A 19,154-nucleotide genomic window follows, 5' to 3' on the forward strand; every position below is an offset into this window, starting at 1 on the left:
ACGCAGAGTGAACCAGGCCGGACGATCCATTTTGCTGGTCGATGACGACCAGGAAATTCGCGAACTGTTGGACACCTACCTCAGCCGATCTGGCTTTCATGTGCGCACCGTGGCCGATGGCGCGCAGTTTCGCGAGGCGATGGCCGACGATCCGGCCGATCTGGTCATTCTCGACGTGATGCTGCCGGATGAAGATGGCTTCAGTCTTTGCCGCTGGGTTCGGGGTCACCAACGTCTGGCCCAGATGCCGATCATCATGCTGACCGCCAGTTCCGATGAGACCGATCGGGTCATCGGGCTGGAGCTGGGCGCCGACGATTACCTGGGCAAGCCTTTCAGTCCTCGTGAGTTGCTGGCACGAATCAAGGCGCTGCTTCGCCGCGTCAACTTCGGCCAGGAGCGCACTGGCGACGTGCTCGCATTCGACGAGTGGCGGCTGGATATGGTCAGCCACCGGTTGTTTCATCAGGACGGGGAAGAGGTGTTGCTGTCCGGCGCTGATTTCGCATTGTTGAAACTCTTTCTCGATCATCCGCAACAGATTCTCGACCGCGACACCATTGCCAATGCCACGCGCGGTCGTGAAGTGCTGCCGCTCGAGCGCATCGTCGACATGGCGGTCAGTCGCCTGCGCCAACGGCTGCGCGACACCGGCAAGTGCCCTCGATTGATCCGTACCGTTCGCGGTAGTGGTTACCTGCTCGCCGCCCAGGTTGCGCCGCATCATGACTCGCTTGGCTAAGCGCCGATGGTTGCCCTTGCCGCGCTCGCTGCTCGGCCGGATGCTCTTTCTGACACTGCTGGTCGTGCTGGTGGCGCAGGCGTTGTCGAGTTTCATCTGGGTGTCGCAGCTGCGTGCAAGCCAGATGGAAGGCTTGCTGACCAGTGCTCGAAGCCTGGCGCATTCCATGTCCGCCAGCGTCAGCTATTTCCGCTCGCTGCCGCTGGGCTATCGACCGCTGGTGCTCGATCAGTTGCGCAGCATGGGCGGTACGCGCTTCTTCGTATCGCTGAATGACAAACCTTTGGACATGCGGATTCTGCCGCCGACCGAGCGCAAGCAGGCGGTGCTGGCGGAGGTGGACGCCGTGCTTCGCGAGCGCCTCGGCAACGACGCGGACATGTCGGTCAACTTCGTCAGTCCCAATGATCTGCGGATTTTCAACGGCGGGCTGAAGCTCGACGAGTTGCCGCGATCCTGGGCGCATTACGCGCTGAGTCTGGAACCCCTGAATCCACCCGTGCTGGTGACGCAAATTCAAATCGCGCCTGGCGAGTGGCTGTATCTCGCGTCGCTGATGCCGGCGCCCTACGTCAGCCTGGAAGACGAGGGCATCCCGAACCAGCAGCTCTGGTTCATCTTTCTCACTACCAGCTTTCTGTTGTTGTTCATCGGCATTCTTGTGCACTGGCAGAGCCGCCCGCTCAAGCGACTGGCGCAGGCGGCGCGGGAGATGTCGCTGGGCAGCGAAGTGGAGCTGCTGCCCGAGGCGGGCGGCAGCGAGGTGGTAGAGGTCAGCCGGGCATTCAACAGTATGCGCGAGCGCATCGGGCGTTACCTGACCGAGCGCGCCCAGCTGTTCAGCGCTATCTCCCATGACCTGCGCACGCCGATCACCCGGTTGCGTTTGCGAGTGGAGTTGTTGGAGAGCCAAACTCTGCAAGACAAGTTCAGCCGTGATCTCGATGAACTCGAATTGCTGGTCAAGGGCGCATTGCAATGCGTCAAGGACACCGACATCCATGAAAACATCGAGCCGCTGGATCTGAACCTACTACTCGATTGCGTCACCGAACCCTACCTCGCACCCGCTGGCAACGGCCAAGTCACGGTGCACGGCCAGGCGGTCTCGCCCTATGCCGGCAAGCCGCTGGCGCTCAAGCGCTGTATCGGCAACTTGCTGGATAACGCGCTGAAATATGGCGAGCGAGCGCACCTGCGTATCGACGATGACGGCGAGACCTTTGTGCTGCATGTCGACGATGAGGGGCCCGGCGTTCCGCAGGCATGGTTGCAGCAGGTCTTCGAGCCGAATTTTCGTCTAGCGGCCAAGCAGCCTGGGTATGGCCTCGGTCTCGGCATCGCCCGCAACATCGCACACGCCCATGGCGGGGAAATCGGCCTGCGCAATCTCCCCGAGGGTGGGCTTCGCGTGACCTTGAGCCTGCCGCGACATGCTGAGTGAGCCGCCTTCAATCAACGCTTGTTGCGGTCGTTACACAGGCAACCGCTTTGTAACCAAGCGGTGACCATTCGCTATCCCTTCGTTACCTGCCGCTCTCTCTGGCGCGCCTAGAATCGGTGCAGCGCAAGCAGAGACTTGCACCGAAAACAAAAAGAAAAAGGAAGACAAATGAACACGATCCATCGTCTGGTTACCGCTGTTTCCCTCGCTTCTCTCGTTCCCTTCGCTCACGCCGGTGAGGTCGAAGTCTTGCATTGGTGGACTTCTGGAGGTGAGAAGCGCGCCGCCGATACGCTGCAGCGACTTGTCGAAGAGCAAGGCCATACCTGGAAGGATTTCGCTGTCGCCGGTGGCGGTGGTGAGGCCGCCATGACGGTGCTCAAGACGCGCGCCGTCTCCGGTAACGCACCGGCTGCCGCTCAGATCAAAGGGCCCGATATTCAGGAGTGGGGCGAACTGGGGCTGCTGACCGATCTGAACGATGTGGCCGAGCAGGCCAAATGGGATGAGCTGCTCCCCAAGCAGGTCTCGACTGCAATGAAGTACGACGGTGACTACGTGGCGGTGCCGGTCAACGTACACCGGGTCAACTGGCTGTGGATCAACCCCGACGTCTTCGAGAAAGCCGGTGCGAAGCCGCCGCACAGCCTCGATGAGTTTTTCGCTGCTGCGGACAAGCTCAAAGCCGCCGGCTTCATGCCCCTGGCTCATGGCGGCCAGCCTTGGCAGGACGGCACCGTTTTCGAAGATCTGGCATTGGCGGTCCTCGGTCCGGAGGACTTCCGCAAGGCGTTCGTCGATCTGGACCGTGATGTGCTAACCGGCGACAAAATGGTCGAGGCGTTCGCCGCGCTGAAAAAGCTGCGCAGCTACGTCGACAACAACGCCGCGGGCCGCGACTGGAACAGCGCCACCGCGATGGTCATGAACGGCAAGGCCGGCATGCAAATCATGGGTGACTGGGCCAAGAGCGAGTGGAGCGCGGCGAACAAGATCGCTGGTGACGATTACCAGTGTCTACCGTTCCCCGGTACCGAGGGCAGCTTTACCTACAACATCGACTCGTTGGCGATGTTCAAGCTCAGCAAGGACGAGGATCGCCAGGCGCAGAAGGATTTGGCACGGACGGTTCTGGAGCCTGAGTTCCAGCAGTTCTTCAACCAGAACAAGGGCTCAATCCCCGTGCGTCTGGACCAGGACATGAGCGAATTCGACGTCTGCGCCCAGCAGTCGATGAAAGACTTCAAGGACTCTGCGCAAGGTCCGGGTCTGGTACCGAGTCTGGCGCACGGCATGGCGGCCTCCAGCTATGTGCAGGGTGCGGTGTTCGACGTGGTCACCAACTTCTTCAACGATCCGTCTGCCGATCCGAAGAAAGCGGCGCAGCAACTGGCCGCGGCGATTCAGGCAGTTCAATAGCGTATTGGCCGCTTCGGCGGCTTTTTTCCTGACGCATCGAACCTCACGGCCAGCCCCTCGACTGGTCGTGACGGGCAAGTCGTGCCCATGAACAACGATTGGAGCCGCTTTATGGATCCTGTACCCCCACGGAGCCAGACATGAGCTCAACTGCTGTCTTCACCAAAGCCTCACCGCTAGATGCCTTGCAAAACTGGCTGCCCAAACTGGTGTTGGCGCCGAGCATGCTGATCGTGCTGGTCGGGTTCTACGGTTACATCTTCTGGACGTTCCTGCTCTCGTTTACCAACTCGCGTTTCATGCCCAGCTACAAATGGGTTGGGCTGGCGCAATACGAACGTCTCTGGAACAACGACCGCTGGTGGGTGGCCAGTAAAAACCTGCTGGTGTTCGGCGGGTTGTTCATCACTATTAGCCTAGTCATCGGCGTACTGCTGGCGGTGCTGCTGGATCAGCGCATTCGCCGCGAAGGCTTCATTCGCACCGTCTACCTATACCCCATGGCCTTGTCGATGATCGTCACCGGTACGGCCTGGAAGTGGCTGCTCAATCCGGGGCTCGGGATCGACAAGATGCTGCGCGATTGGGGCTGGGAAGGGTTTCGCTTCGACTGGCTGGTAGATCCTGACCGCGTCGTCTATTGCCTGGTAATCGCCGCAGTCTGGCAAGCTTCCGGCTTTGTCATGGCGCTCTTTCTTGCCGGTTTGCGTGGTGTCGATCAATCCATCGTTCGGGCGGCGCAGATCGACGGGGCGAGCCTGCCGAGTATCTATCTGCGAATCATTCTGCCGAGTCTGAGGCCGGTGTTCTTCAGCGCCCTGATGATCCTCGCGCATATTGCGATCAAGGCATTTGATCTGGTGGCCGCAATGACGGCGGGCGGGCCGGGATACGCCTCGGATCTGCCGGCCATGTTCATGTACGCCCATACCTTCACCCGCGGGCAGATGGGGCTAGGCGCGGCCAGTGCGATTCTCATGCTCGGTGCGGTGATGGCGATCGTCGTGCCCTATCTCTATTCGGAACTGAGGAACAAGCGCCATGACTAGCCTCGTAGGGCGAAAGCGCCTGACATTCAGCCGGGTGGCGATTTACGCGACGCTGTTGGTGGCTGTGGCGATGTATCTGGTGCCGCTGGTGGTCATGCTGCTGACCAGCTTCAAGACGCCCGATGACATCCGTACCGGCAACCTGTTGTCGTGGCCGGATGTGATGACGGTCATCGGCTGGGTCAAAGCCTGGGATGCGGTTGGGGGCTATTTCTGGAACTCGGTAAAGATCACCGTGCCCGCCGTCATCATCTCCACGCTGCTTGGCGCGCTCAATGGCTACGTGCTGGCGATGTGGCGCTTCCGCGGATCGCAGCTGTTCTTCGGCTTGCTGCTGTTCGGATGCTTTCTACCGTTCCAGGTGATCCTGCTGCCGGCGTCCTTCACGCTGGGCCAACTCGGCCTGGCCAACACGACGCCGGGGCTGGTATTGGTGCATCTGGTCTACGGCCTGGCCTTCACTACGCTGTTCTTCCGCAACTTCTACGTCAGCGTGCCGGACGCCCTGATTCGCGCCGCACGGCTGGACGGGGCGGGTTTCTTCACGATTTTTGCCAGGATTCTGCTGCCCATGTCCATCCCGACCATCATGGTCTGCCTGATCTGGCAGTTCACTCAGATCTGGAACGACTTTCTGTTCGGTGTGGTGTTCGCCAGTGGCGATACTCAGCCGATTACCGTGGCGCTGAACAACCTGGTCAACACCAGCACGGGTGCCAAGGAATACAACGTCGATATGGCTGCGGCGATGATCGCCGGGCTGCCAACGCTGGTGGTGTACATCCTCGCCGGCAAGTATTTCCTGCGCGGGCTTACGGCCGGCGCGGTCAAGGGTTAGGAGAACGACCATGGCTGCACTTGAACTCAGCAACGTTCGAAAGAGCTACGCCGGAAGCAACAATGACACCCTGAAGGACATCGACCTGAAGATTGGCGATGGAGAATTCCTGATCCTTGTTGGCCCTTCGGGTTGCGGCAAATCAACCTTGATGAACTGCATCGCCGGGCTGGAGGATATTACGGGGGGCGAGATTCGCGTCGATGGCGCTGACATCAGTACCGCCAGTCCGAAGGATCGGGACATCGCCATGGTGTTCCAGTCCTATGCGCTGTATCCGACCATGACGGTGCGGGACAACATCGCCTTTGGCCTGAAGATGCGCAAGGTGCCGGCGAGCAAGATCGAAGAGGAAGTGTCCCGCGTTGCCCAGTTGCTACAGATCGAGCACCTTCTGGAGCGTAAGCCCTCGCAGCTGTCCGGCGGTCAGCAGCAGCGTGTGGCCATGGGCCGCGCATTGGCGCGGCGGCCGAAGATCTATCTATTCGATGAGCCGTTGTCCAACCTCGACGCAAAACTGCGGGTCGAGATGCGCACGGAGATCAAGTTGATGCATCAGCGATTGAAGACGACGACGGTCTATGTCACTCACGATCAGATCGAGGCGATGACGCTCGGCGACAAGGTCGCGGTGATGAAAGATGGTGTCGTCCAGCAGTTCGGGACGCCGAAGGACATTTATAACAACCCGGCCAACCTATTCGTGGCGAGTTTCATCGGTTCGCCGCCGATGAACTTCGTGCCGCTGCGCTTGAGCAAGCAGAGCGGTGGCTGGAGTGCGCTGCTGGAAAGCGGTCAGGATCGCTGCGAACTACCGCTGAAGCTTGCCGACGGCGAATCGCTGGAAGGGCGGGATGTGATTCTGGGTATCCGGCCCGAGCAAATCGGCATTGGTGCCGCAGGTGATTTGCCTTCGTTGCGAGCGGAGGTGCAGGTGATCGAGCCGACCGGGCCGGACACCATGATCTTCGTAAGCCTCAACCAGACCAAGGTATGTTGCCGCCTGGCACCGGACGCGGCGCCAAACCCCGGAGAAACATTGACGCTGCAGTTCGAGCCGGACAAGGTCCTGCTGTTCGACGCGCAGACGGGTGAGCGGTTGGGCGTCGCGCCGGGGAATGGAGCGGCGGGGCGCAACGGAACGGTCACACGGCTGGTTGCTCGCTGAGAGGGCGCTTTGCTCTGATGAAAAAAGCCCGGTGGCGGGGTGTCTGCGTACCGGCGCCGAACGCGTCCAGATGTTATTCATGCATTGCTCCAGCGGTTGCAGCGAACACCGCTGGGCATGACGACTCGAACCGCAGTGAGCATGAGGCTGACATGCGGGTCGGAAAGGAGAGCCTTCACCGGCTCAATCCAACGGCAGTAACAACAATAAGAGCTAATTGGAGCGGATATGAAAAAAACCACACGCCTGGGTCTCGCGGTAGCGCTGGGCAGTCTCGCCATTCCGTTTACCGTTCAGGCACTGGATTTCAATGGTTACGTGCGCAGTGGCATTGGAGAATCGAGCGGTAGCGATTCGCAAGCCTGTTTCCAGTTGCCTGGAGCCCCGTCCAAGTATCGCCTCGGCAACGAGTGCGAACAGTATGCGGAGCTGGGTTTGAGGCAGGACTTGTTCACGCTCGACGATGGTTCGGTGCTGAGCGTGGAGGGCATGGCGGCGCTCTACAACGAATATGACCATACGCCGAAATTCACCGGCGACCATGGTTGGGCGAGGTTGGTGCAGGCCTATGCCGAATGGAGCAAGGTGCCGGCACTCAACGGAGGTTCGCTGTGGGCAGGGCGACGTTTCTATAAGCGAAATGACATCCACATCTCCGATTTCTACTACTGGAACCAGAGCGCCACTGGTGCCGGCATCGAGGATATGGAGATCGGCGGGCTGAAATACAGCTACGCCTTTTCACGCAAGGACAGCGTGTTCCAGGACAACTACATCAATCGCCACGATTTCAACGTCGGCGGCTTCGACAGCAATCCGGGCGGCGAACTGGAGTTCGGTGTCAGCTATATCGACGAGCCGGACCGTGACGACGCCAATAGTGGCTGGGCCGTTACCGTGCAGCACAAGCAGATCGGGTTCCTGGGAGGCAGCAATACCTTGGCTGTGCAGTACGGCGAAGGGCCGGGCACGGGTCTTGGGTATACCGGCGACGTGACGCTGGGCAGCAGCGACACGAGCTGGCGAGTGGTCGAGTTCTTCGACTGGCAAGTGACGCCGCGTTTCGGTGGGCAGTTCCAGGCGGTGTACCAAAAGGACAAGCGCCAGAACGGTGGCGATCAGGACTGGATATCGGTTGGCGTGCGCCCGGTCTATGCCTTGACTGAGCAATTCAAGCTGGTCGCCGAAGTTGGACATGATCAGATCGACGCACCGGAAGGCACCCGAAAGCTAACCAAATTCACTGTGGCTCCGACCTGGTCACCGGCAGGTCCTGAGTTCTGGGCTCGTCCGGAGGTGCGCCTGTATTACACCTATGCTCAGTGGAACGACGCGGCGCAGGATGCGGCCAATCTGATGGCTGCTGGCTCCGCGCTGTCTGACACCGGCGCTTTCGGCGGCGATCAGCATGGGTCGAACTTTGGCGTGCAGGTCGAATACTGGTGGGACTGATCACGCTGATAGCCTGATTTTGTTAGAACCTCTGGGTGAAGAGGGCTTCTACTGACCCGAGCGGTAGAGTCCTCAACTGAACCGGAGGTGACTTTGAGCGACAAGGCGAAGAACCCTTGCATCAGCGTTTGTAAGCTCAAGGACGACATCTGCATTGGCTGCGGACGCAGCCGGGACGAGATGAAGACCTGGAAGGGCATGAAAAACAAGGAACGCAAGGCGGTCAACGAGTTGGCCGCCGAGCGGCTGAAAGCACTGCGCAAGGTAAAGAAGAAAAAGAAGTGATCAGCTCTCTTCGGTTGGATAACGGGTCGCCATCAGACTTTCCTTGATCTTTCGCAGGTGCGGCTGGAAATCGACACCCCGGCGTAAGGTCACGCCAGCGGCCAGCGCGTCGAGCACGGTCAGTTGAATGATGCGTGAGGTCATCGGCATATAGATGTCGGTGTCTTCAGGTAGAGGTATGTCCAGGCTCAGCGTGCAGACCCTGGCCAGTTGGGAATCCGCAGCAGTCATTCCCAGCACCGAAGCACCATTGTCGCGTGCGATCGTTGCGGCCTCCACCAGTTCGCGGGTACGCCCGGTATAGGAAATGATCACGAAAAGATCCCCGGTATGCGCTACCGACGCCAGCATGCGCTGCATGAGCACGTCGCTGTGGGCGGTCACCGGAAGGTTGAAGCGAAAGAATTTGTGCTGTGCATCCAGCGCGACGGATGCAGAGGCGCCGAGTCCGAAGAAATGAATCTGGCGTGCCTGAATCATCAAATCTACGGCGTGGCTGATAGCCTGAGGGTCGATAGCCTGACAGGCGCTGTCGAGCGAAGCGATAGTGCTGCCGAAGATTTTTCGTGTATAGGCTTCTGGGCCGTCGTCGGCCTCCACTGCGCGACTGACATAGGCAGCGCCGCTCGCCAGGCTCTGAGCCAGTTGGATCTTGAGTGCGGGATAACCTGCGGCGCCGAACGAACGGCAGAAGCGGTTTACCGTAGGCTCACTGACCTTGGCCGTCTGGGCCAGCGCCGCAATGCTGTAACGAGTGGCCTGCTGCGGGTCGCTCAGTATCACCTCCGCGACTTTCCGCTCCGCTTTGTTCAGCTCGTCGAGCTGATTTTTTATCTGTTCCAAGAGATTTTTCATGCGATCCATGTCTCTTCTTTCAAGGGGTCGCGCCTTCAGCTCTTCAAAAAGCTGATACGAGGCGCGAAAAAATCGGGTTATGTTGTTTTAATGACAACATTATCTGCTTAAACTGCGCTTACAAAACCTGTAACGCAGCCTAATTTGGTTAATACAAAAAACATGCCTGCTATTACCGTTGACGCAACTACCTTTGCTTTGTTCGGCGCCTTAGGCGACCTGGCGCTGCGCAAGCTGTTTCCGGCACTTTACCAGCTGGATCGAGCAGGACTCCTCAACAGCGATACGCGCATATTGGCGCTTTCTCGCGATAAAGGAGAGCCTTCGGCTCATCTGGAGCGAATTGATCAGGCGTTACGCCGATACATTCCTGCCGCGCAGCTGGACGAAACGGCGCTCTCGCGGTTTCAAGCGCGGCTGGAGTACATCACGATGGACTTCCGCAGCGCCCAGGACTACGCAGCGCTGGCCGAAACGGTGTCGCGCGACATGCCGCTGATCGCCTATTTTGCTACGCCGGCGGCGGTTTATGGCGCGATATGCGAGCACCTCGCGGCGGTCGGACTGGCTGAGCAGACCCGCGTGGTGCTGGAAAAGCCGATCGGCCATGATCTCGAATCATCTCGGGTGGTTAACGACGCGGTTGCGCAATATTTTCCCGAAACGCGTATCTACCGGATCGATCACTATCTAGGCAAGGAGACGGTGCAGAACCTGATTGCGCTGCGCTTCGCCAACAGCTTGTTCGAGACGCAGTGGAACCAGCATCACATCTCGCACGTCGAGATCACCGTCGCGGAAACCGTCGGTATCGAAGGGCGTTGGGGCTATTTCGATCAGGCCGGACAGCTGCGCGACATGATTCAAAACCATCTGTTGCAGCTGCTGTGCCTGATTGCGATGGACCCGCCAAGCGACCTCACCGCCGACAGCATTCGCGATGAGAAAGTAAAGGTGCTCAAGGCGTTGGCGCCGATCACGCCGGAGCGTCTGGGTAAACAAGTGGTGCGCGGTCAGTATGTGGCTGGCTCGGTCGGCGGCAAGGCTGTGCCGGGCTATCTGGAAGAGGAAAACTCTAACGCCGAAAGCAGCACCGAAACCTTCGTCGCGCTGCGTGCCGATATCTGCAACTGGCGCTGGTCCGGTGTGCCGTTCTATCTGCGGACCGGCAAGCGCATGGGCGAAAAGGTTTCGCAGATCGTCATCCATTTCAAGGAACCGCCGTTCTACATCTTCGCGCCTGAGCAACGTTCGCTGATCAGCAACCGCTTGATCATCCGCTTGCAGCCGGATGAAGGCATCTCGCTGCAGGTTATGACCAAAGAGCAAGGGCTCGATAAGGGCATGCATCTTCGTAGCGGGCCGTTGCAGCTGAACTTCTCCGAGACTTACAAGAGTTCGCGGATTCCGGATGCATACGAGCGCCTGCTGCTCGAAGTGATGCAAGGCAATCAGAACCTGTTCGTTCGCAAGGATGAGATCGAGTACGCCTGGAAATGGTGCGATCAACTCATCGACGGCTGGTCGCGCCTTGGCGATGCGCCGAAGGCTTATCCTGCTGGGTCCTGGGGCCCGGTCGCGTCCGTTGCCCTGATTACACGTGATGGGAGGTCCTGGTATGGCGATCTCTGAACTGGAACTGCCGTCGGGGGTGGTTGCCCATAGCCTGCCCGATCCCGACCAGTTGGCGCAGGTATTGGCTGACCGCGTTGCCGGGGCGCTGAGTTACGCTGTCGATACTCACGGCAGCGCTAGCCTGGTGATATCGGGTGGACGCAGTCCGATCAGGTTCTTCGAAGCATTGTCGACGCGTCGGCTGGACTGGGCGAAGGTGCAGGTCAGTCTCGCTGACGAACGCTGGGTCGATGTCGACGATCCCGACAGTAACGAAGGCTTGGTGCGGCGCCATCTGTTGCGGAACGCCGCGGCTGATGCGCAGCTGCTCGGCCTTTATCAGCCGGCCGAGACGCTGGAGCAGGCCGCGCAGTTGGCGAATCATCGATTGGCTGACCTCAGCCAGCCTATCGATGTGCTGGTGCTAGGCATGGGTAACGATGGGCATACCGCTTCGTTGTTTCCTAACAGTCCATTGTTGGAACAAGGGCTTGAGCCCAGCGGCAGTGATCGTTGCCTGCCGATGCTCGCGCCCACTCCGCCGATGCAGCGCCTCAGCATGACCTACCCGTTGCTGGCATCTGCTCGGGTTCAGTGTCTGGCGATCCAGGGCTCGTCCAAGCTGGAGACGCTGCGTCAGGCAATGCGCCTCGAAACCATGCAAATGCCCATCCGTGCATTCCTGCATTCCCCTCTAGAGATCTATTGGTGCCCCTGAGGCCCGAGGACTTTCCATGACCATGGACCAAAAAAACGCACTGATCGAAAAGATCTGTACCGAAGCGCGCATCCTTCCGGTAATCACCATCGGCAGCGAAGAGCAGATCCTGCCGCTGGCCGACGCGCTCGCTGCAGGCGGACTGACAGCACTCGAGATCACCTTGCGCTCGAAACATGGGCTCACCGCCATCCGCCGGTTGCGTGAGGAGCGACCCGACCTCTGTGTGGGGGCTGGCACGGTACTCGACAAACGCATGATGGACGACGTCGAAGCAGCGGGTGCGCAGTTCATCGTCTCGCCGGGCTGCACGGACGAGCTGCTTGAAGCAGGCGTCAACTGTTCCGTACCGCTGCTGGCCGGGATCAGCAACGCATCGGACATCATGCGTGGTTATGCACTTGGTTATCGCCGCTTCAAACTATTTCCCGCTGAAATATGCGGTGGCGTCGCTGCCATCAAGGCGCTTGGCGGTCCCTTCGCTGGTGTGCGCTTCTGCCCGACCGGAGGCGTCAACGCTGCCAATGCCGCTCAGTATCTGGCGCTCCCCAATGTAATGTGTGTAGGCGGCACCTGGATGATCGACGGGGCAGCGCTGAAGAACGGCGATTGGGCCAGCATTCAGCAAGCCACGTCTGATGCGCTAGCTGCGCTGGACAAACGCTAAGCCGCCTGACCGCACGGCGCGCCACGCTCCGTGCGCGCCTGGTTCTGGCTGCTAAGCTTCCTAGTGCTTTGGCGAATCGGTACGCGTATAGTGCGCGGCCTTTCAATCGGAACTGCCACACCGGGAGGTGCCTAGATGACCGAGCACGAAGATACGACCCCTCATATTGCCCACGGCGAAAAGCTGCAGAAGGTTCTGGCCCGCCTTGGTCTGGCCTCGCGCCGCGACGTGGAAAGCTGGATTGCCGCTGGCCGAGTCAAGGTTAACGGCACGATCGCAACCCTCGGACAGCGTGTCGATCTGCATGATGCGATCGCCGTCGATGGCCGTCTGCTCAAGCGCGAAGAAGCCACCGAGGTGGTCCGCCGCGTCCTGATTTACAACAAGCCGGACGGCGAGATTTGCACCCGCGACGATCCAGAAGGGCGTCCGACCGTGTTTGATCGCTTGCCCCGTCCGAAAGAGGGGCGCTGGATCAATATCGGACGCCTCGATATCAACACGACCGGCTTGCTGCTATTCACTACGGATGGCGAGCTGGCCAACCGTCTGATGCATCCGTCCTATGAGATGGACCGGGAATACGCGGTGCGGGTGCGCGGTGAGGTCGATGACGAGATGATCGAGCGCCTGAAAACGGGCGTCATGCTCGAAGACGGCCCGGCGCGTTTCACCGATATCCAGCAGGCACCCGGTGGCGAAGGCTTCAACCACTGGTACCACTGCGTGGTGATGGAGGGTCGTAACCGCGAGGTGCGCCGTCTGTGGGAATCGCAGGGGCTCGTCGTCAGCAGACTGAAGCGTGTGCGGTTCGGGCCGGTGTTCATGACTTCAGACCTGCCCATGGGGCGCTGGCGGGAGATGACTCAGAGCGAAGTCGACATCCTCAGCGAAGAGGTCGGTCTCAAGCCGGTGGCGTTGCCGGGAATGAAGGCCAAGACCAAGGACAAGCTCGACCGCATGCAGCGCAAGGTGGCCAAGCCTCTCGGGCGCGGCGAGCGTCGTCCAAGAGTTTTGCGTTCGGCCCATGACGCTGATGCGCCGAGTGGCGGCGACAAAGGACGTCGCTTGCGCGATGACCAGCCTGCACGCAAGCCACGTGATGCAGACGAGCGCAGCAAACCTGGCCGCGGCACCCCGGTGGCGGAGCGCCCGAGCACTGTTGGTCGCAATCGTGGCAAGCCATCGCCAGCCAAGCGCAATGGCCCGTCCAATACCGAGGGACAGCGTCCTGGTTTTGGACGCGGTGACCGTCCCAAGCGTCCGTGACGAACAGAGCTTGAAGCGATGAAGGGTGAGATCGTAGTGACCTCACCCTTTTTCGTTTGGTTGCCCGTGATTTTTGCTAGACGGCAGCGGCGGCTCTGATCCGGTTGCGGCCGTCGCGTTTGGCCTGGTAAAGCGCTTGGTCGGCTCGCAACAGCAATTCTTCGTGAGATTCGTATGGGCGATAGGTCGCGCAACCAAGGCTGGCCGACAGCCGAACCTGCTTTTCTCCGATGAGAAAGAAGAGGTTCTGAATGGCGGCTCGAATGCGTTCGGCTACGATGGCCGCTGCCTCGGGGCCGGTGCTGGATAGCACGAGCACGAACTCCTCGCCGCCAAACCGGAAAACCATATCGACGTTGCGCAGTTGTTCCTTGAGCAGCAGCGCTGTCGCTCTAAGCGCGGCGTCCCCAGCTTGATGTCCGTAGCGGTCGTTAATATTCTTGAAATAATCCATGTCCAGCATGACGACCGACAGCGCTTGGCCATGGCGCCGGGACAGTTCGGCTTCCCGTGTCAGGCTTTGCTCCAGTGCCGCACGATTTCCCGTGCCTGTCAGCGGATCCTTGAGTGACGCTTGAATGGCACGCCGATACAGCAGCGCATTGCGCACCGGGAACAGCATGCAGCTAATTGCCCGTTCCAGTTCGCACAGCGTCCACTCGCAAAAGGGCGCATGGTTGAACACGCGCAGCTCGCCGAGGCAGTCACCTTGATTGGAAAGTGAATAGCTCATATCGAACTCCGTCGTCTCACCAAGCTGAAGGTGAAAGTCGGTGTCGGCGTGGCGGTAGCTAAGGGCACACGACGGAATCACATGATGGATTTCATCCAGGAAGAACTTCCATAGCCGATCGATTTCTAGACTGGTTTGCAAGCGTGCCGCTAGATTGTCCAGACTAAAAAGGTTGAGTCGTGGCGGAGAAAAGGTTTCGTTGACACTAATGTCCAGACGCCTTGCGCGGGCAGTCCCGATATCTATGGTGGTGTTGTTCTGCTTGTCTGCCAACATGAAAGGACCTCGGACGCAATCTGCGCTGTTAGAGGTTTCATGCGAATTCAGTGCCAGAATTTAAAATCGTTATTTATCAGCAGGTTGCAAGTTTAACGCCTGCGCTGCGGTAATCGTTTGCCAGCGAAACGGCAGGATGATGCCAATTTGGCATGCCTGCCGGTGCTGTTGCGACGGGAAACAGGCGTTATGGGCTAGTTCGAATCACTGAGCATCGAGTGCTTGCCCGTTGATGCCAGTGCTATCTGGCCCCATGAGGTAGAGATAGACCGGCATGATGTCGGCCGGTAAGGGATTGACGGCCGGATTCTCGCCGGGATAAGCCTTTGCACGCATGTCGGTGCGTGTCGCGCCCGGATTGATGCTGTTGCTGCGGATCGAGCCAGTGCCGTCGAGTTCATCCGCCAGGACCTGCATCAGTCCTTCGGTTGCGAACTTCGATACGGCGTAGCCGCCCCAGTAAGCCCGGCCTTTGCGCCCGACGCTGCTCGACGTGAAGATCACCGAGGCGTCATTTGCCAGTTTCAACAACGGCAACAGCGTGCTGGTGAGCATGAAGGCGGCGTTGACGTTAACTTGCATGACTCGCATGAAGTTATCGCCGGACAGCTGCTCGACCGGCGTACGTGGACCAACGATGCTCGCGTTATGCAGCAGGCCATCCAATTGTCCGAACTCTCGTTCGACGGTCGCCGCGAGTTCGTCGTACTGATGCGGCAATGCGGTTTCCAGATTGAAAGGGATTACTGCTGGTTGCGGCCAGCCGGCGGCTTCGATTTCGTCGTATACCCGGTTGAGGTTTTCCTCGCTTTTACCCAGCAGCAGAACGGTTGCGCCGTGCGCCGCGTAGGCTTTGGCTGCAGCTTCGCCTATTCCGCGTCCGGCACCGGTGACCATGATGAACCGATCCTTGAGCAGGTCGGGGCGGGCTGAGTACTCGAACATCTGAAGCCTCATATACAGGATGTGGGCAGGCGCCCATCGATAGTAATCGAAAAAGAAGGTGGTCAGGCTTGAGCTGTTAATTAGTCCAAGCCGTGCGATCCAGCAAGGCACGCAGTTCCAGAGGATGGTCGACAACCACGTCCGCGCCCCAGGTGTCGGGATTGTCATCGGGATGGATGTAGCCATAACGCACCGCGGCCGTGCGACTACCTGCCGCGCGTCCTGATTCGATATCGCGCAGGTCATCGCCAACGAACAGTACGGTGGACGGATCGAGATCTAGTTGACTGCATGCTAGAAGCATCGGCTCCGGGTCGGGCTTGCTCTTGCTGACATGATCCGGGCAGACAAGCACGGCAGAGCGCGATGCGAGACTTAGCTGATGCATGATTGGCTCAGCGAAACGCAACGGCTTATTGGTGACGACTCCCCAGATCAGGTTCGCTTGCTCGATATCGATCAGCAGTTCCGACATGCCGTCGTAGAGCTGACTTTCGACCGCGCAATGGTGCTGATAGCGATCCAGAAACTCGAGTCGCAACGACTCGAATTCATCCGATAGTGGATCGACGTCGAAGGCGCTGAGCACCATCGCCCGGGCTCCACCTGAAACGACATTGCGCACGTCTTGGTCCGGAACTCGAGCGAGGCCTCGTGCCAGGCGCATCGCTTGTGCGACAGCGATGAAGTCCGGAGCGGTATCGAGCAGCGTACCGTCCATGTCGAATAACACCGCGCGCAGACGCATCATGCCTCCCGGAGTGTCTGGATCATATAGTTCACATCTACATCCGGTGACAGCTTGTAGTGTTTCGTCAGCGGGTTGTAGGTCAGGCCTATGATGTCTTTGACTGCAAGTCCGACATCACGGCTCCAAGCCCCCAATTCCGATGGGCGAATGAACTTACGATAGTCGTGGGTGCCACGCGGCAATAATTGCAGCATGTATTCGGCGCCGATGATGGCAAATGCGTAGGCCTTCGGGTTGCGGTTGATGGTCGAAAAGAATACCTGCCCGCCAGGTTTCACCATTTTGTAGCAGGCCCGGATGACCGAGGCGGGGTCGGGTACGTGTTCAAGCATTTCCAGGCATGTCACGATATCGAATTGCTCCGGCATTTCCTCGGCCAACGCCTCGGCGGTGATCTGCCGGTAATCAACTTCCAGGCCTGATTCGAGTAGGTGCAGTCTGGCAACGGAAAGTGGAGCCTCGCCCATGTCGATTCCCATCACCGTGGCGCCGCGCAGGGCCATGGCCTCGCTGAGAATCCCTCCGCCGCAGCCGACATCCAGAGCACGCTTGCCTGCCAGCGAGATGTGCTCGTCGATCCAGTTGACCCTAAGCGGATTGATTTCATGCAGCGGCTTGAACTCGCTTTCGCGGTCCCACCAGCGGTGGGCGAGTGCTTCGAATTTAGCGATTTCGGCGTGGTCGACGTTGCTCATGATCTGTTCCGTTTGAAAGCTTGGATGAGAGGCTTGTCCGAGTTGCTGATGTTGCCAGCTTCGGTCAGCAAAAAAGCTCTGATGGCGCGCTTCGTATACGTCAGTTTGTCGCGGCGAGCGGTGGGAGCGTACCCGGCTCAGTGTTTGGAACGGATTTTCTCTCCCCATTCCTTGGCGGTGGTGATTAGACGCTCTTCGTCCATACGAACCAGCCGACGATCATCGAGTAGCTGTTTACCGCCCACCCATACATGGCGTACGCAGTCGCGACTGCTGGAATAGATTAGCTGAGACACTGGGTCGTAGACGGGCTGCTGCGCAAGGCGGGACAAATCGAATGCGACCATATCTGCAAACTTTCCAATCTCCAGCGATCCGGTGTGATCATCCAGCCCAAGCGCACGAGCACCATTGAGCGTGGCCATGCGCAGTGCACGGTGGGCATCGAGGGCGGTAGCCGAATTCGCGACCGCCTTTGCAAGCAGGGCGGCAGTGCGAGTTTCGCCCAACAAATCGAGGTCATTGTTACTGGCTGCGCCATCGGTACCTATCCCGACATTAACCCCGGCTTCCCATAGGCGTTCGACCGGGCAAAAGCCGCTTGCCAGTTTCAGGTTCGATTCAGGGCAATGAATCACACTGCAGTTGTGTTCAACCAGCAGGGCAATATCTTCATCATTTATCTGAGTCATGTGAACGGCCTGGAAGCGTGGCCCCAGGAGCTGAAGGCGAGCCAGGCGGGCAAGGGGACGCTCGCCATGCTGCTTCAGTGCCTCTTCTACTTCATGTGCGGTTTCGTGGACGTGCATATGAATGCCGATATCCATCTCGGCCACCAATGTACGTATGTTTTCCAGCTTGTCGTCCGATACGGAATAAGGTGCATGCGGCCCGAAAGCGATGCTCAGGCGCGGGTGGTGCTTGAGGTCATCGAACAGTGATACCCCTTTGCGAAGCGCCTCATCGGCGTCGCGTGCTCCCGGGATAGGGAAGTTCATCACTGGGATCGTTATCTGCGCCCGAATTCCGTGCTTATGCACGAGTTGGCTGACCACTTCGGGAAAGAAATACATGTCGGAAAAGCAGGTAATGCCGCTCTGTAACTGCTCCGCGATTGCCAACTCGCTACCTGCCGTCACAAACTCTTCGTTGACCCATTTGCTTTCCGCGGGCCAGATATGCTCGCGTAGCCAAGCCATCAGCGGCAGGTCATCTGCCAGCCCTCGAAACAATGTCATGGCAGCGTGGCCGTGCGCATTTACCAGCCCGGGCGCTAGCAACATTCCAGAAAGGTCGCGTGTCTCCTTGGCGGCGTATTTGGCGGCGTCCTCGCGGGGAGCTATTAGGGCGATGCGTCCGTCGCGGATACCTAGCGCGTGGTCTGTCAGGACAATGCCCGCTGGCTCGACTGGAACGAGCCAAGTAGGAAACAGCATCAAGTCGAGCTGGTCGGCGGGCGTATAAGACATATCGTCCATCTGATGAGTTGAGAGGAGCGCCAGTGTAAAGCCTGTCGAACTTGGTTTGAAGAATGAAGAGAAACCCCGAAGCCGACTCTATATATATAAGGACTTCGCAGCGAGGGCCCTTAAGGCTAATAACCTGGAATACCTGTTGACATGCATTTCTGGGTGCCTATAATGCGCACCTTCTCCGGCGCAGGCCCTTGGCGAAACCTTTTGTAAATCAAGAAGTTAGCCAAATTTAGGGCTTGCACGGACGGCGAATTCGAGTAGAATGCGCCGGGCTGACAGGGTGGTGGTTGAGTCCTGTTGGTGGCTTCGGTCAGGTTGATCGAAAGCGGTTTCACGAGGCGGTTGACAGCGGGTTTGAACGCTGTAGAATTCGCCTCCCGCTGACGGGAGGCTCTAGCTGATCGAAAGCGCAAGCGGTTGAGAAGAAAGAAAAACTTCTTCAAAAACAGCTTGACGAGACACAAGGCTGCTGTAGAATGCGCGGCCTCGGTTGAGACGAAAGACTTGATCGAAACGCTCTTTAACAACTGAATCAAGCAATTCGTGTGGGTGCTTGTGAGGTAAGACTGGTAGTCAGCAAGATTATCAGCATCACAAATACTCAGCGAGAAATCATTGAGTGCTCTTCTTTAGGGTGACCTTGAGAAGAGATTGCGATTGCTGAGCCAAGTTTAGGGTTTTCTCAAAACCCATGCAGTATTGAACTGAAGAGTTTGATCATGGCTCAGATTGAACGCTGGCGGCAGGCCTAACACATGC

18 protein-coding genes are annotated in these 19,154 nt (G+C 58.8%); 12 read left to right on the forward strand and 6 right to left on the reverse strand.

Annotated elements, in window-relative coordinates:
* Positions 1-7: 7 nt before the first annotated feature.
* The 8 genes from E0D86_RS13245 (at position 8) to E0D86_RS13280 (ending at position 8,397) form a co-directional block, all read left to right on the forward strand.
* On the forward strand, positions 8-742 hold the full coding sequence (locus E0D86_RS13245; protein ID WP_131650490.1) for a response regulator: 735 nt from the start codon (positions 8-10) through the stop codon (positions 740-742).
* Positions 726-2,186, forward strand: a complete 1,461-nt coding sequence (locus E0D86_RS13250) for an ATP-binding protein (protein ID WP_131650491.1) — start codon at positions 726-728, stop codon at positions 2,184-2,186. Before E0D86_RS13245 ends, E0D86_RS13250 begins: the two co-directional genes overlap by 17 nt.
* Positions 2,187-2,354: 168 nt before the next feature.
* Positions 2,355-3,605: an ABC transporter substrate-binding protein gene (locus tag E0D86_RS13255; protein WP_131650492.1), complete on the forward strand. Its 1,251-nt coding sequence runs from the start codon at positions 2,355-2,357 to the stop codon at positions 3,603-3,605.
* A gap of 140 nt (positions 3,606-3,745) precedes the next feature.
* Positions 3,746-4,654, forward strand: a complete 909-nt coding sequence (locus E0D86_RS13260; RefSeq protein ID WP_131650493.1) for a carbohydrate ABC transporter permease — start codon at positions 3,746-3,748, stop codon at positions 4,652-4,654.
* Positions 4,647-5,492, forward strand: coding sequence for a carbohydrate ABC transporter permease (locus E0D86_RS13265; protein WP_131650494.1), 846 nt, complete (start codon positions 4,647-4,649; stop codon positions 5,490-5,492). The genes E0D86_RS13260 and E0D86_RS13265 overlap by 8 nt, the downstream gene beginning before the upstream one ends.
* Before the next feature lie 10 nt (positions 5,493-5,502).
* Entirely contained in the window at positions 5,503-6,660 is a 1,158-nt protein-coding gene (locus tag E0D86_RS13270) for an ABC transporter ATP-binding protein (protein WP_131650495.1), read from the forward strand.
* Positions 6,661-6,888: 228 nt separating this feature from the next.
* A complete protein-coding gene (locus tag E0D86_RS13275; RefSeq protein ID WP_131650496.1) occupies positions 6,889-8,112 on the forward strand; it encodes a carbohydrate porin in 1,224 nt (407 codons plus the stop codon).
* A gap of 93 nt (positions 8,113-8,205) precedes the next feature.
* A complete protein-coding gene (locus E0D86_RS13280; RefSeq protein ID WP_131650497.1) occupies positions 8,206-8,397 on the forward strand; it encodes a DUF1289 domain-containing protein in 192 nt (63 codons plus the stop codon).
* On the opposite strand, the gene E0D86_RS13285 is transcribed toward E0D86_RS13280, so the two are convergent.
* Positions 8,398-9,252 (reverse strand): MurR/RpiR family transcriptional regulator, encoded by an 855-nt coding sequence (locus E0D86_RS13285; RefSeq protein WP_177493050.1) that lies wholly within the window; start codon positions 9,250-9,252, stop codon positions 8,398-8,400.
* 162 nt (positions 9,253-9,414) lie between these two features.
* On the opposite strand from E0D86_RS13285, the gene zwf reads away from it, so the two are divergent.
* From zwf to rluB, 4 genes are all read left to right on the forward strand, one after another.
* Positions 9,415-10,884 (forward strand): glucose-6-phosphate dehydrogenase, encoded by a 1,470-nt coding sequence (gene zwf, locus E0D86_RS13290; RefSeq protein ID WP_131650499.1) that lies wholly within the window; start codon positions 9,415-9,417, stop codon positions 10,882-10,884.
* Positions 10,871-11,584 (forward strand): 6-phosphogluconolactonase, encoded by a 714-nt coding sequence (gene pgl / locus E0D86_RS13295; RefSeq protein ID WP_131650500.1) that lies wholly within the window; start codon positions 10,871-10,873, stop codon positions 11,582-11,584. The genes zwf and pgl overlap by 14 nt, the downstream gene beginning before the upstream one ends.
* A 16-nt stretch (positions 11,585-11,600) precedes the next feature.
* On the forward strand, positions 11,601-12,251 hold the full coding sequence (locus E0D86_RS13300; RefSeq protein ID WP_131650501.1) for a bifunctional 4-hydroxy-2-oxoglutarate aldolase/2-dehydro-3-deoxy-phosphogluconate aldolase: 651 nt from the start codon (positions 11,601-11,603) through the stop codon (positions 12,249-12,251).
* A gap of 135 nt (positions 12,252-12,386) precedes the next feature.
* Positions 12,387-13,520 (forward strand): 23S rRNA pseudouridine(2605) synthase RluB, encoded by a 1,134-nt coding sequence (rluB, locus tag E0D86_RS13305; protein WP_131650502.1) that lies wholly within the window; start codon positions 12,387-12,389, stop codon positions 13,518-13,520.
* A gap of 76 nt (positions 13,521-13,596) precedes the next feature.
* Here the strand turns inward: rluB and E0D86_RS13310 are convergent, their stop codons facing one another.
* The 5 genes from E0D86_RS13310 to E0D86_RS13330 form a co-directional block, all read right to left on the reverse strand.
* The gene (locus E0D86_RS13310; RefSeq protein ID WP_131650503.1) at positions 13,597-14,529 is read right to left on the reverse strand and encodes a GGDEF domain-containing protein; all 933 of its coding nucleotides are present in this window, start codon (positions 14,527-14,529) and stop codon (positions 13,597-13,599) included.
* A 204-nt stretch (positions 14,530-14,733) separates the two neighbouring features.
* Positions 14,734-15,474 (reverse strand): YciK family oxidoreductase, encoded by a 741-nt coding sequence (locus E0D86_RS13315; protein WP_131650504.1) that lies wholly within the window; start codon positions 15,472-15,474, stop codon positions 14,734-14,736.
* A 76-nt stretch (positions 15,475-15,550) separates the two neighbouring features.
* A complete protein-coding gene (gene mupP / locus E0D86_RS13320; RefSeq protein ID WP_131650505.1) occupies positions 15,551-16,222 on the reverse strand; it encodes an N-acetylmuramic acid 6-phosphate phosphatase MupP in 672 nt (223 codons plus the stop codon).
* Positions 16,222-16,920 carry a bifunctional 2-polyprenyl-6-hydroxyphenol methylase/3-demethylubiquinol 3-O-methyltransferase UbiG gene (gene ubiG / locus E0D86_RS13325; RefSeq protein WP_131650506.1) on the reverse strand — a complete coding sequence of 233 codons (699 nt, stop codon included), beginning with the start codon at positions 16,918-16,920 and terminating at the stop codon, positions 16,222-16,224. The genes mupP and ubiG overlap by 1 nt, the downstream gene beginning before the upstream one ends.
* A 137-nt stretch (positions 16,921-17,057) precedes the next feature.
* Positions 17,058-18,389 (reverse strand): TRZ/ATZ family hydrolase, encoded by a 1,332-nt coding sequence (locus tag E0D86_RS13330; protein WP_131650507.1) that lies wholly within the window; start codon positions 18,387-18,389, stop codon positions 17,058-17,060.
* Positions 18,390-19,154 lie beyond the last annotated feature (765 nt).

It is taken from the genome of Pseudomonas sp. IC_126, assembly GCF_004331835.1.
GTDB lineage: Bacteria > Pseudomonadota > Gammaproteobacteria > Pseudomonadales > Pseudomonadaceae > Stutzerimonas.

Coding starts and splice junctions, on each gene's coding strand:
- rluB (WP_131650502.1), top strand. CDS start 12,387: ATGACCGAGCACGAAGATACGACCCCTCATATTGCCCACGGCGAAAAG.
- zwf (WP_131650499.1), top strand. CDS start 9,415: ATGCCTGCTATTACCGTTGACGCAACTACCTTTGCTTTGTTCGGCGCC.
- E0D86_RS13255 (WP_131650492.1), top strand. CDS start 2,355: ATGAACACGATCCATCGTCTGGTTACCGCTGTTTCCCTCGCTTCTCTC.
- E0D86_RS13315 (WP_131650504.1), bottom strand. CDS start 15,474: ATGTTCGAGTACTCAGCCCGCCCCGACCTGCTCAAGGATCGGTTCATC.
- E0D86_RS13270 (WP_131650495.1), top strand. CDS start 5,503: ATGGCTGCACTTGAACTCAGCAACGTTCGAAAGAGCTACGCCGGAAGC.
- E0D86_RS13330 (WP_131650507.1), bottom strand. CDS start 18,389: ATGTCTTATACGCCCGCCGACCAGCTCGACTTGATGCTGTTTCCTACT.
- E0D86_RS13285 (WP_177493050.1), bottom strand. CDS start 9,252: ATGAAAAATCTCTTGGAACAGATAAAAAATCAGCTCGACGAGCTGAAC.
- pgl (WP_131650500.1), top strand. CDS start 10,871: ATGGCGATCTCTGAACTGGAACTGCCGTCGGGGGTGGTTGCCCATAGC.
- E0D86_RS13250 (WP_131650491.1), top strand. CDS start 726: ATGACTCGCTTGGCTAAGCGCCGATGGTTGCCCTTGCCGCGCTCGCTG.
- mupP (WP_131650505.1), bottom strand. CDS start 16,222: ATGCGTCTGCGCGCGGTGTTATTCGACATGGACGGTACGCTGCTCGAT.
- ubiG (WP_131650506.1), bottom strand. CDS start 16,920: ATGAGCAACGTCGACCACGCCGAAATCGCTAAATTCGAAGCACTCGCC.
- E0D86_RS13260 (WP_131650493.1), top strand. CDS start 3,746: ATGAGCTCAACTGCTGTCTTCACCAAAGCCTCACCGCTAGATGCCTTG.
- E0D86_RS13310 (WP_131650503.1), bottom strand. CDS start 14,529: ATGTTGGCAGACAAGCAGAACAACACCACCATAGATATCGGGACTGCC.
- E0D86_RS13275 (WP_131650496.1), top strand. CDS start 6,889: ATGAAAAAAACCACACGCCTGGGTCTCGCGGTAGCGCTGGGCAGTCTC.
- E0D86_RS13265 (WP_131650494.1), top strand. CDS start 4,647: ATGACTAGCCTCGTAGGGCGAAAGCGCCTGACATTCAGCCGGGTGGCG.
- E0D86_RS13300 (WP_131650501.1), top strand. CDS start 11,601: ATGACCATGGACCAAAAAAACGCACTGATCGAAAAGATCTGTACCGAA.